The 11,878-nt window shown below is 72.5% G+C and carries 12 protein-coding genes; 8 read left to right on the forward strand and 4 right to left on the reverse strand.

Annotation, left to right across the window (positions count from 1 at the left end; translation table 11 throughout):
• Positions 1-1,402, reverse strand: a 1,402-nt coding sequence (locus ACWEVO_RS15790; protein WP_452308244.1) for a glycoside hydrolase family 10 protein, incomplete at its 3' end; no start/stop codon positions are given.
• Positions 1,403-1,557: 155 nt separating this feature from the next.
• Here ACWEVO_RS15790 and ACWEVO_RS15795 point away from each other — a divergent pair.
• From ACWEVO_RS15795 to ACWEVO_RS15810, 4 genes are read left to right on the forward strand one after another with little or no spacing between them, the layout of a single operon-like run.
• Positions 1,558-2,016 carry a DUF2975 domain-containing protein gene (locus ACWEVO_RS15795; RefSeq protein WP_452308245.1) on the forward strand — a complete coding sequence of 153 codons (459 nt, stop codon included), beginning with the start codon at positions 1,558-1,560 and terminating at the stop codon, positions 2,014-2,016.
• Positions 2,016-2,222, forward strand: coding sequence for a helix-turn-helix domain-containing protein (locus tag ACWEVO_RS15800; protein ID WP_452308246.1), 207 nt, complete (start codon positions 2,016-2,018; stop codon positions 2,220-2,222). Before ACWEVO_RS15795 ends, ACWEVO_RS15800 begins: the two co-directional genes overlap by 1 nt.
• 3 nt (positions 2,223-2,225) lie before the next feature.
• Entirely contained in the window at positions 2,226-2,381 is a 156-nt protein-coding gene (locus ACWEVO_RS15805) for a hypothetical protein (protein WP_452308247.1), read from the forward strand.
• Positions 2,382-2,403: 22 nt separating this feature from the next.
• Positions 2,404-2,715, forward strand: a complete 312-nt coding sequence (locus tag ACWEVO_RS15810; RefSeq protein ID WP_452308248.1) for a hypothetical protein — start codon at positions 2,404-2,406, stop codon at positions 2,713-2,715.
• 42 nt (positions 2,716-2,757) lie between these two features.
• Here the strand turns inward: ACWEVO_RS15810 and ACWEVO_RS15815 are convergent, their stop codons facing one another.
• Positions 2,758-3,981, reverse strand: coding sequence for a hypothetical protein (locus tag ACWEVO_RS15815; RefSeq protein ID WP_452308249.1), 1,224 nt, complete (start codon positions 3,979-3,981; stop codon positions 2,758-2,760).
• Positions 3,982-4,055: 74 nt separating this feature from the next.
• Positions 4,056-5,432 carry a transaminase gene (locus tag ACWEVO_RS15820; protein ID WP_452308250.1) on the reverse strand — a complete coding sequence of 459 codons (1,377 nt, stop codon included), beginning with the start codon at positions 5,430-5,432 and terminating at the stop codon, positions 4,056-4,058.
• Between the two features lie 119 nt (positions 5,433-5,551).
• Between ACWEVO_RS15820 and ACWEVO_RS15825 the strand changes: the two genes are divergently transcribed.
• The 3 genes from ACWEVO_RS15825 (at position 5,552) to tnpB (ending at position 8,631) form a co-directional block, all read left to right on the forward strand.
• Complete coding sequence (locus tag ACWEVO_RS15825) at positions 5,552-6,325, forward strand: arsenate reductase/protein-tyrosine-phosphatase family protein (protein WP_452308251.1); 774 nt, start codon at positions 5,552-5,554, stop codon at positions 6,323-6,325.
• A gap of 22 nt (positions 6,326-6,347) precedes the next feature.
• The gene (locus ACWEVO_RS15830; RefSeq protein WP_452308252.1) at positions 6,348-6,740 is read left to right on the forward strand and encodes a VOC family protein; all 393 of its coding nucleotides are present in this window, start codon (positions 6,348-6,350) and stop codon (positions 6,738-6,740) included.
• A gap of 508 nt (positions 6,741-7,248) precedes the next feature.
• The gene (tnpB, locus tag ACWEVO_RS15835; RefSeq protein WP_452308253.1) at positions 7,249-8,631 is read left to right on the forward strand and encodes an IS607 family element RNA-guided endonuclease TnpB; all 1,383 of its coding nucleotides are present in this window, start codon (positions 7,249-7,251) and stop codon (positions 8,629-8,631) included.
• Here tnpB and ACWEVO_RS15840 read toward each other — a convergent pair.
• On the reverse strand, positions 8,611-9,006 hold the full coding sequence (locus ACWEVO_RS15840; RefSeq protein ID WP_452308254.1) for a hypothetical protein: 396 nt from the start codon (positions 9,004-9,006) through the stop codon (positions 8,611-8,613). The genes tnpB and ACWEVO_RS15840 overlap by 21 nt on opposite strands.
• 304 nt (positions 9,007-9,310) lie before the next feature.
• On the opposite strand from ACWEVO_RS15840, the gene ACWEVO_RS15845 reads away from it, so the two are divergent.
• The coding region (locus tag ACWEVO_RS15845) for an ATP-binding protein (RefSeq protein WP_452308255.1) at positions 9,311-11,878 on the forward strand (2,568 nt) is incomplete at its 3' end.

Below are 11,878 nucleotides of genomic sequence, written 5' to 3' on the forward strand. Positions count from 1 at the left end.
CCGGCGGCGGCGCGACCGGCAACTGCGCCATCGGCGGCAGCAGCGCGGGGCCGGCGTAGTGCGCCGCGCTGTACCGGCTGACCGCGCCGAGCTTGTCGGCGCGTACCTGCCGGGCGCTGAAGTGCACGCTCCCGCTCACCCCGTACCGCCGGTTGAGGGCGAGCTGGCGGTCCAGCTCGGCCGGGTCGCGCCAGGCGCCGCGCTCCCCCACCCGGTAGTCGGCCTGGCCGATGTAGAGCTGCACCCGGGTGCCCTTCACCGTGGTCACCCACCAGGGCAGCAGCCTGGCGTAGTCGGCCTTGGCGAACCCGATGTTCCAGTAGAGCTGCGGCACGACGTAGTCCAGCCACTGCTTCCGTACCCACAGCCGGGTGTCGGCGTAGATGTCGTCGTAGCTCTGCAGGCCGGCGGTGGCCGAGCCGGCCGGGTCGGTGCGGGCGTTGCGCCAGATGCCGAACGGGCTGATGCCGAACTTCACCCACGGCTTGATCGCCTTGATCCGCTCGCTCATCTCCCGGACCAGCGTGTTCACGTTGTCCCGACGCCAGGCGTGCCGGTCGGTGAATCCCCCGCCGTAGCGGGCGAACGCGGCAGCGTCGGGGAAATCCTGCCCCGCCTCCGGGTACGGATAGAAGAAGTCGTCGAAGTGCACCCCGTCGATGTCGTACCGGCGGACCGCCTCCAGCATCGAGTCCTCGACGAACGCGCGCGCGGCGGGGATGCCCGGGTTGAAGTAGAGGCGGCTGCCGGGCCGGTCGGCGCTGGGGTAGGTGACCGCCCAGTCGGGGTGCTGCCGCAGCGGGTGGTTGGGCGCGAGCCGGTCCAGCCGGGGGCCGGGTCCGCCGACGGTGGCCGGCTGCCCGCCCCGGTACGGGTTGAACCAGGCGTGGAACTCCAGGTTGCGCGCGTGCGCCTCGGCGACCATGAACTCCATCGGATCCCAGCCGGGGTCGCCGCCGTCCTGCCGCCCGGTCAGCCACTGCGACCACGGCGCGTAGGCGGACGGCCAGAGCGCGTCCCCGCTCGGGCGCACGTGGACGAAGACCGCGTTGTGGTGGCGTCGCACCGCCAGGTCCAGCCAGCCGCGGAACTCGGCCCGTACCGTCTCGGCCGGCAGCCCGGGCCGGCTCGGCCAGTCGATGTTGTTGACCGTCGTGATCCACATGCCGCGCACCTCGCGCGGCGCCCGGGCCGGCCGGCCGGCGCAGCTCGGCGGGCCGCCGTCGCGCGTCGCGCCGGCGGCGTCGCCGGCCCGCGGCGTCCCGTCCTTGCCGGCGACCCGGTCCCGCAGTGACCAGGCGCCCACCCCGACCGCCATCGCGAGCGCGGCCACCACGGCCACGAGTTTCCGGGTACGGGGACGGCGGTGCGCGGCGGGACCGGGCGGAGCGGCGGCGGGCATCGGACCAGTCTGCCCAGTGCTGTCGCCGAACGCACCGGTTGCCCCGGTTACTTAACGGCCGGCTAAGGCCCGCCGTCGCCGCGCGCCATGCCGAATCTATTGACTCTCGATAGGTGTCGAGTGATAGTCGATACATGGTCACAGAGCGCCGAGCGGTGTCCGCTCTCCGAGTCTTCCTCGTAGTGTTGTTCGGGGTCCTGATCCCGTTCGAGACCCTCTCGCTGCCGGGGCAGTTCGCGCACATGGCCCGGGAGAACCCGGAGCTGGCCTACCTGCGGTGGCCGGCCACCGCGGTGACGGTGTTCTGGGTGCTGTGCGTCCAGGCGGTCATCGTCTGCACCTGGAAGCTGCTCACCCTGGTCAAGCGGGACCGCATCTTCAGCCCGGCGTCCCTGGTCTGGGTCGACGCCATCGTGTGGACCATCGCGGCCGCCTGGGTGGTGCTGCTGGGTGTGTTCCTCTACGTCGGCTTCCGCGCGGGCGACCCCGGCCTACCCGTGCTGCTGTTCCTGATGGTGATCGGCGTCGCGGTGGCGGGGCTGCTGATGGTGGTCATGCGCGCGCTGCTGCGCCAGGCCACCACGCTGCAGACCGACATGGAAGCGGTGATCTGATGCCCATCGTCGTACGCCTCGACGTGGAACTGGCCAAGCGCAAGATGAGCGTGGGCGAGTTCGCCGAGCGGGTCGGCCTCACCCCGGCGAACGTCGCGGTGCTCAAGAACGGCCGGGCCAAGGCGATCCGCTTCAGCACCCTGGAAGCCATCTGCCGGGTGCTCGACTGCCAGCCCGGTGACCTGCTGGAGTGGGTCGAGGAGTGAACCATGAGATACGTCCTCGCCATCGTCGCCATGGCCCTCGGCGTCGCCGGCATGGCCCACGGGGAGGCGGAAGAGTCCCCGGGCCTCCGGCTCCTGGGCGCTGCGCTCGCCATCGGAGCGATCGCGTTCGGCGTACGGGTCATCCGGGGCGGGCGATAGCCGGGCCAGGAAGGATCGCGACATGGAGCGCTTCGAGGGTCGTTGCCGGCTGGAGTGGTGGGCGAACCGCAGCACCCTGCTCGGCAGCGTCGAGGTGGCCGTCGTGATCTCCCCGCGCGGCGCCAGCTGGGACGCACACGGCCGCCTGGTCGACGACGAGGAGTCGGATCGCGAGGCGTTCGCCCAGCTGTGCGACCTCGATCCGGTGTTCACGCTGCGATTCGAGGATGCCAGCACGGTCGTCGTCATCGTGCATTCCGCCGGTGAGCAGGGGCGGTTCACGCTGACCGAGTACGGCGGGCCGCACCGGCAGGGATCAGCCGTGCAGGCGTGATGCCGATGAAACGGTCGGCTGCAGAACGGCTACCCCCGTCGGTCACCGCTGGTCGGTTGCCGCGTACTCGGCGAGCTGCGCCGGGTCGGTCGGCAGCAGATGCTGCCGGAGCAGTCCCTGCGGGCCACCGGTCCGATGGGCGAAGCCCTCGGGATACTGCCACAGATGATCGACCAGCAGCCGCTGCGACCTGGTGAGGTCGTCGTAGGCGGGGGCTTCTGTCGGGGGGCCGTCCGGGAAGGCCAGCGCGAACGGAGCGGTGAGATGGTTATGCCAGGGTTTGTCCGGCGGCAGCCGGTCCAGCCGCGCCCCCACCAGCTCGACGCGAACGCCTTCGGCCTGTTCGGGGTCCACCACGTCGAGCAACAGCAGCGCCCAGTCGGCCATGCTCGTCTGCCACAACGCGAAGTGCACCTGCTCCGGCTCGCGCCGGGCCTGAACCGCCAACTCGGTCCGCGCCTCCTGTGGTGAGTCGGTGCCGGCCAGGATCGCCCACGCCGTCGCCCCCGCCCAGCGGAGGGTCGCATCGCCGGAATCCAGGAACGCGCGCAGCAACGGTCGGTACGCGTCGGCGTTCACCGTAGCGGTGAGTGCGAGGGCGAGCAGCGCCGTGCCCGCCAGTGCCACCGGTACGTCCGCGTCGCCGGCCAGCGATTCGAGCACGGGTCCGGTGAGGTCGGCCGCCTCCGGGAACCAGGCCAGGGCGTAGGCGGCGGCGCCGGCCATCTCGGCGTCGGCGTCGGCCAACAGGTCGACCAGCACGGGCACGCCGGCCCGCACCGCATCGTACGCCCGCAGCCCATACCAGACGTCCAGCAACGCGCCCTCGTCCCGGCTCCACGGCCGAGGGGATGTCGGCCGACCGTTGACGAACCCGCCCAGCCACTGCTGCCGCAGCGCACCGACCCGGCGCGCCTGCACCTCACCGAAACCGGCAACGCTCTCGCGTAGCCGACGGACCGGGAAGCCGGCGACCACCTCGGTGTAGACATCCCCCGTGGCCAGGCTCGCCAGCAGCATGATGAGGTCGGCTCGGTCCCGGGTCAGCGGGTCCCCAACCAGGTGGAGCAGGTACGGCACCGCGTAGGCGGTCGCCTCGAACCGGGTGCCCTGGTGATAGATGTTGCCGTAGAGCTCGTACTGGGCGTCCGCGCGTACCTGCTCGTCTGGTGAGGCGAGCGCCCGGAGGAGGTCCGGTACGTCCTCGGCCGACCCGTAGGCGTGGGTCAGGGTGGACCAGTCGATCTCATCGAGCAGTGCTGACATCCGTGCATCATGGCCCATGTGGCCGCGCTGCCGGGGTCCCGGGCCACCACCGGAACAGCGGCGGGAAGCGCCGTCTAACCCAGCAGCTCGCCGAGCGCGGCGGCGAAGACCTCGTGATGCCGGGCGACGTCCTCGACGGTGGTCTGCGGGCACATCAGCGCCATGTTGTGGAACGGGGTCATCAGGATGCCCCGGTTGATCAGGTAGACGTGCAGGTAGTCCTCCAGCTCGGGGTCGGCGCAGGCGGCTGATGCGGTGCCGGTGCGGGGCGCCGGTGTGGCGAAGCGGTACTCGACCCGCGCGCCGAGCTGGCTGACCGACCAGGGCAGCGCGTACCCGTCGATGATCGTGCGGATGCCGTCGGCGAAGCCGGTCGCCACGTCGATCATGCCGGCGAACGCGTCGTCGGTGAGCACCTCCTGCAGGGTGGCCCGGGTCGCCGCGATCGAGACCGGGTTGCCGGCGAGGGTGCCGCCCACGCCGCCCATGTCGACCAGGTCGAGGTCCGCCCGGCCGTGCAGCGCGGCGGCGAGTTCGGCGGAGAGCCCGTACGCGCCGACGGGGACGCCGCCGCCGATGGCCTTGCCGATGGTGACCACGTCCGGTGTCAGGCCCCAGGCGGCGGTCGCGCCGCCGGGACCGGCGGAGAAGGTGTGGGTCTCGTCATTGATGAGGTAGGTGCCGTGCTGGCGGGTGAGCGCGCGGACGCCGTCGAGGTAGCCGGGTTCGGGCAGCACGATGCCGATGTTGGTCAGCGCCGGCTCCATCAGCACCGCGGCGACGTCGCCGTGGGCGAGTTCGCGGGCGAGGCCGTCGAGGTCGTTGAACTCGGCGACCCGGCTGGTGGTGGTCACGTCGCACGGGGCGCCGACGTTCCCCTCCCGGCTGCGCCCGCGCCCGTCGGGACCGACCACGATCAGCGATTCGTCGACCGAGCCGTGGTAGCAGTAGCTGTTCACCAGGATGCGCGGGCGGCCGGTGATCGCGCGCAGCAGCCGGATGGCCCACCGGTTGGCGTCGGTGGCGGTGAGCGTGAAGCTCCACGCGGGGAGGCCGAAGCGGCGGCTCAGTTCGGCCCCGACCGTCGCCGCCTCCTCGGTGGGCAGCATGGTGCTCGCGCCACCCAGGTCGCCGAGCCGTCGGGTGACCGCGGCGACGACCGGGGCCGGCGAATGGCCCGCCATCGCCCCGGTGTCGCCCAGGCAGAAGTCGACGTACTCGATGCCGTCGATGTCGGTGAGCCGGGCCCCGCGGGCCCGGTCGACATACACCGGGAAGCCCGCCGCGTTCTTGTTCATCCAGGTCATCGGCACCCGGCCGAACAGGTGCTCCGCGCGGCCGTACGCGGAGGCCGACCGGGAGTGCCGGTCGACGAACTCCGCCCGCTCCCGCTCCAGCAGGCTGGCAAGGCGCGCGCGATCGACGTGGCCAGCTTCGAGATCCGTAGGCATTGCGCGACGGTACCAACGGTATCGCCATTGAACCAGAGGGAGCGCGACTGATTCCTTGGCGAAGGGGGGCATCCGCGTCCGGGCGTACGCATCAAATGAATTTGATGTAACCTCGGCTGGTGGGCTCGTCGAGGGACGCCGCTCCGGCGTTCGTACGCCTGGCCGGACACCCGCTGCGGTGGCGGCTGCTGACCGCGCTCGCCCACGGCGACCTGCGGGTCCGTGAGCTGGCGGCCCTGGTCGGCGAGCCCCAGAACCTGGTCTCCTACCACCTGCGGCTGCTGCGCAACGGGGGCCTGGTCACCGTCAACCGCAGCAGCTTCGACGGCCGGGACAGCTACTACCACCTGGACCTCGACCGCTGCGCCCGGGAGCTGGCCGGCACGGGCGCCGCTCTGCACCCTGCGCTGCGCCTGGACGCCGACACACCCACCCCGCCGGTCCAGCCCGGGCGGCTGCCCCGCCTCACCGTGCTGTTCGTGTGCACCGGCAACAGCGCCCGCTCACCGATCGCCGAGGCGCTGCTCCGCCACCACACCGCCGGCCAGGTGGTGGCCCTCAGTGCCGGAAGCCACCCAAAATCGCGGCTGCATCCCCACGCCGTGCGGGTGCTGCGCCGGAACTTCGGCATCGACGTCGCCGCCCAGCGCCCCACGCACCTCGACACGCTCACCGGCCGCCGGTTCGACTACGTGATCACCGTGTGCGACCGGGCCCGCGAGGCCTGCGCCGGCGTCGGCGGGGACGCCCGGCGGCTGCACTGGAGCATCCCCGATCCCGCCCCGGGCGGCGACACCGCCCGGTCCACCTATCCGGCTTTCACGCGTATCGCCGGCGACATCGACAACCGGGTACGACGGCTGGGCCCGGTTCTCGCCGCCGCCCGTCCGTAGGCAGCTCAAGGAGGTTCTCGTCGTGGCCCCATCCGATCAGTACGCCAGCGTCCGGTACATCGTGGACGACGTCCCGGCGGCCGTCGCCTTCTACACCGGCCACCTGGGCTTTCAGCTCAACCACCGGGCCGGGGACGCGTTCGCGGACGTGGTCCGCGGCCCCCTCCGGCTCCTGCTGTCCGGGCCGGCCAGCTCGGGCGCCCGCGCCACCCCCGAGGGCAGCGCCACTCCCGGCCGCAACCGGATCCACCTGATCGTCGACGACCTGGACGCCGAGATCGACCGGCTCCGGGGCGCGGGGCTGGCCTTCCGCGGCGAGCCGGTCTCGGGCCCCGGCGGACGGCAGATCCTGCTCGCCGATCCCGCCGGCAACCTGGTCGAGCTGTTCCAGCCCGCCGCATCCTCCGCCCGATGAACGGGGGTACGCCGGCGGGGCGGCCGGACACCGACCGTCCCGCCGGCACGAGGTGCGGTCGCCGAGTCGCCGTTGTCCGCCGACCGGCCGCCACTCCTCGCAACCGACCCGCACCGGCTCGGCGTCAACGTCCGCCTGCGTGCAGCGCGCAGGGTGAGCCCGGCGGTGACGGCGATCAGGCCGGCGCCTGAGGAAGGCTGCGGAGTAGCCGTCGGTCAGCGCGACCAGGTCGTCGAGCCGGTCCACCCCGGCGGCGGAGGCGACCGCGGTCATCGCGGCCAGGCCGAGCGCCGAGCCGACCCGGTAGCTGGTGTTGACAATGCCCGAGGCGAGGCCACCCTCCTCCGGGCAGGCGCTCGAGATCGCTGTGCCGAGCGAGCGGGTGTCAACTGCTGCCAGTGGAGTGTTCTTCAGGCGGCAGAGACGCGTTCTGGTGCGGTGTTTGAGCGAGGGGCTGCGGGAGTGTCGTACCCGTCGCCGACACTGACCCCGGAGGGGGTGAGTGGGGGTGGGTGTGCGCAGCATGCAGGCGTACCGGTTCGCTCTGGACCTGACGCCGTTGCAGGAGCGGTTGGTGCTGGCGCATGCGGGCGCGGCCAGGGTGGCGTACAACTGGGCTCTGGCCAGGGTGAAGGCGGTCATGGACCAGCGCGCCGCGGAACGCAGCTACGGTGTGCCTGAGCAGTTGCTGACTCCGACGCTCGGGTGGAGTCTCGCGGCGTTACGCAAGGCGTGGAACCAGGCGAAGCCGGATGTGGCGCCGTGGTGGCGGGAGTGTTCCAAGGAGGCGTTCAACACCGGCCTCGACGCCCTGGCGTGCGGTTTGAAGAACTGGTCCGACTGGCGGGCGGGCAAGCGGAAGGGGCGGCGAGTCGGGTTCCCGCGGTTCAAGTCCCGCCGCCGCAGCACCCCCAGCGTCCGGTTCACCACGGGTGCGATCCGGGTGGAGCCGGACCGTAAGCATGTGGTGCTGCCCCGGCTGGGCCGGCTGAAGACCTACGAGTCGACCCGCAAGCTCGCCCGCCGCTTGGAGGTGGGCACGGCGCGGATCCTGTCGGCGACGGTGCGCCGTGACGGTGGGCGGTGGCATGTGGCGTTCTGCGTCGAGGTGGAGCGGGTCGAGCGCACCCCGACGCGCCCGCGGGCGGTGGTCGGCGTGGATGTGGGGATCACCCACCTGGCGGTGCTGTCCACCGGTGAGATGGTGCCCAACCCGCGGCATCTGGACGAGGCCGGCCAGCGGATGCGGCGCCTGTACCGGCAGATGTCCCGGCGTGTCGGCCCGGACCGGCGCACCGGCCGGCGGCCCTCAAACCGGTGGGAACGCGCCCGCAAGCAGGTCACTCGCGCGCATGCGCGGGTAGCGAACTTGCGTCGTGATGGCCTGCACAAGCTGACCACCGGGCTGGCCCGCGAGTACGGCACGATCGTGGTCGAAGACCTCCACGTGGCCGGCATGCTGGCCAACCGGCGGTTGGCCCGGCAGGTCGCTGATGCCGGGTTCGGTGAGATCCGTCGACAGGTGGGCTACAAGGCCTCGTGGAACGGTGGCCGGCGGATCGTCGCCGACCGCTGGTATCCCTCCAGCAAAACCTGTTCGGGCTGCGGTGCGGTGAAAGCCAAGCTGCCGCTGCGGGTCCGAACCTACCTCTGCGACTCGTGCGGCTTGGTCCTCGATCGGGACTTGAATGCCGCGCGTAACCTCGCCGCCCTCGCGGATGAGGTCACCACCGCCGGGAGTGGCCCGGTGGCAGGACGTGGAGCCGACCATAAGACCCGCCCCGGCGGGCCGGTGGCCATGAAACGTCAACCCGGCCCCGCTCAGGCGGGTAAGACCGGGACCGTCCCACCGCAAGGCGGGACATGCCGATCAGTCGCTAGAGCGCACTGACAGGTAACGGATGAACGCCAGGGACATGCCCCCCGACGCCGCGACCAGCGAGGCGGGCAGGACGTCAACGGCGAAGCTGCCGAGCCAGCCGAGCCCGACGGCGAGGACCACGAGGCCGGTGACCACCATGGGCTTCGGGCCGAACCGGGCGATGGCCCGCGGGGCGATGGTGATCATGATGAGGATCGTCATCGGCAGCAGCGCGGCGCCGCTGGGGAAGGCGCTGAACCCGAGCACCTGCTGCAGGTAGAGGTTGAGGAAGAACCACATCGGGATCCAGGCCGCGCCGAGCAGCAGCTGGGCGACGTTGGCGGCGGCCAGGTTCGACGCCCGGAAGACGACCAACTCCGCGCGCACCTGGCGCGCCAGGACCACCCGGCCGGCGACCTGGCTGGTTAACCCGCCCGGCAAGCCGGTCCGAGCTGATCACCCGACCCGACGCCGCCGAGAGCGAGCCGGTGGTGGACGCCCTCCGGCAACGTGTGCCCCACGGGCGATCACCAGCCCCAGGACCGCGGCGGGGGCGCCAAAAAGTTTTGTCGGGTTCCTACAACGGCCGCCCTCTCCGGTTCGGTGGTTACGACATGGCGCCGCCCGCCGGCAGAGGGAAAGGTGATCACTGCCGGGGTTCGCGGACTCGCGGCGCGTAGCTCTGATGTCTACCGGAGGGGTCGGTCGGGTGTTCAGCCGTGTCGCCATCGTCAACCGTGGGGAGGCCGCGATGCGGCTCATCCACGCCGTCCGGGAGCTGGCCGCGGAGACCGGGGCGCGGATCGAGACCGTCGCCCTGTACACCGACGTCGACCGCACGGCCACCTTCGTGCGCGAGGCGGACATCGCGTACGACCTCGGCCCGGCCGCGGCCCGCCCGTACCTGAATCTGACGGTGCTGGAGCGCGCGCTGGTGGAGACCGGGGCCGACGCCGCCTGGGTCGGCTGGGGCTTCGTCGCCGAGGACCCGGCCTTCGCGGAGTTGTGCGAGCGGGTCGGGGTGACCTTCGTCGGGCCGGACCCGGAGGCCATGCGCAAGCTCGGCGACAAGATCGGCGCGAAGCTGATCGCCGAGGAGGTCGGCGTGCCGGTCGCGCCGTGGAGCCGCGGGGCGGTCGAGACCCTCGACGCCGCCCTCGCGGCGGCGGCGCAGATCGGCTACCCGCTGATGCTCAAGGCGACCGCCGGCGGTGGCGGGCGCGGCATCCGCGTGATCACGAGTGAGGCCGAACTGGCCGACGCGTACGAGCGCACCAGCCAGGAGGCGGCGCGGGCGTTCGGCAGCGGCGTGGTGTTCCTGGAGCGCCTGGTCACCGGCGCCCGGCACGTCGAGGTGCAGGTGATCGCCGACGGCCAGGGCACCGCGTGGGCGCTGGGGGTCCGCGACTGCTCGGTGCAGCGGCGCAACCAGAAGGTCATCGAGGAGTCCGCGTCGCCGGTGCTCAGCCCCGAGCAGGCCGCCGAGCTCAAGGCTTCGGCCGAGCGGCTCGCCGTCGCGGTCGGCTACCGCGGCGCGGCGACCGTCGAGTTCCTCTACCACCCGGGCGACCGGCTGTTCGCGTTCCTCGAGGTCAACACGCGGCTGCAGGTCGAGCACCCGATCACCGAGTCCACCACCGGGTTCGACCTGGTCAAGGCGCAGCTGCACGTCGCCTCCGGCGGCCGGCTCGAAGGCCGGCCGCCGGTGGAGCGCGGGCACGCCATCGAGGCCCGGCTCAACGCCGAGGACCCCGACCGCGACTTCGCGCCCTCCCCCGGTCGGATCGCCCGCCTGGTGCTGCCCGCCGGGCCGGGCATCCGGGTGGACACCGGCGTCAGCGAGGGTGACACCATCCCCGCCGACTTCGACTCGATGATCGCGAAGATCATCGCCTACGGCGCCGACCGCGACGAGGCGCTCGGCCGGCTGCGCCGGGCGATGGCGAACACCACGGTCATCATCGAGGGCGGCGCGACGAACAAGAGCTTCGTGCTGGACCTGCTCGACCAGCCCGAGGTGATCGACGCGAGCGCCGACACCGGCTGGATCGACCGCGTCCGCGGCGAGGGGCGGCTCGTCGCGCACCGGCACTCCGGCGTCGCGCTCGCGGCCGCCGCCATCGAGGCGTACGAGGAGGAGGAGCGCGTCGAGCGGCAGCGGCTGCTCTCGACCGCGGCCGGTGGGCGCCCGCAGGTGCAGCACAAGAGCGGCCGGCCGCTGGACCTCAAGCTGCGCGGCGTCGGCTACCGGATGCGGGTCGCGCGGATCGGGGCGCACCGGTTCCGGGTGGGCATCGAGGCGGGCGACGACGTCCGCACCGCCGACGTCGAGCTGGACCGCTTCGACGAGCACACCGGGCAGATCGTCGTCAACGGCGCCCGGCACCGCCTGCTCACCGGCACGCACGGGCCGGTCCACCTGGTCGAGGTGGACGGCGTGACGCACCGGGTCAGCCGCGACGAGGGCGGCGTCCTGCGCTCCCCCATGCCCGCCCTGGTGGTCGCCACGCCGTTGGCGGTCGGCGCCGAGGTCGAGGCGGGCGCGCCTGTGCTGGTGCTGGAGGCCATGAAGATGGAGACGGTGCTGCGGGCGCCGTTCAAGGCCCGGCTGAAGGAGTGCGCCGTCTCGGTGGGCAGCCAGGTGGAGGCCGGGGCGCCGCTGTTGCGGCTGGAGCCGCTCGCCGACGAGAGCGCCGAGAGCGTGGCCGGCCCGGCCGCCGGGTCCGTCGAGGTGGACCTGCCCGTCGCGGCCGACCAGCTCCCGGCCCGGGCGCGTGCCGCACGGGGCCAGGAGGATCTGCGCGGGCTGCTGCTCGGCTTCGACGTCGACCCGCACGACGAGCGTCGGGTGCTCGACGGCTACCTCGTCGCGCGCCGGGCCGCCGTCGAGGCGGGCCACCGGCCGCTGGCCGAGGAGCTCGACCTGCTCAACGTGTTCGCCGACCTCGCCGAGCTGAGCCGCAACCGGCCCTCGGGTGAGGACGGTGGTGGGAGCCACATCCACACCGCCCGCGAGTACTTCCACACCTACCTGCAGAGCCTGGACGTCGAGCGGGCCGGGCTGCCGTCCGCGTTCCAGGCGAGGCTCGCCAAGGCGCTGGGGCACTACGGGGTCACCGACCTGGAGCGTTCCCCCGACCTGGAATCCGCCGTGTTCCGGATCTTCCTCGCCCAGCAGCGCGCGTCCGCCGATTCGTCGGTCGTCGCGGCGCTGCTGCGGGCGTGGCTGCGGGAGCCGGCGCCGGACGAGTCGCTGCGCGAGCCCGCCGGCCTCGCG

The sequence above is a fragment of the Micromonospora sp. NPDC003776 genome, assembly GCF_053605645.1.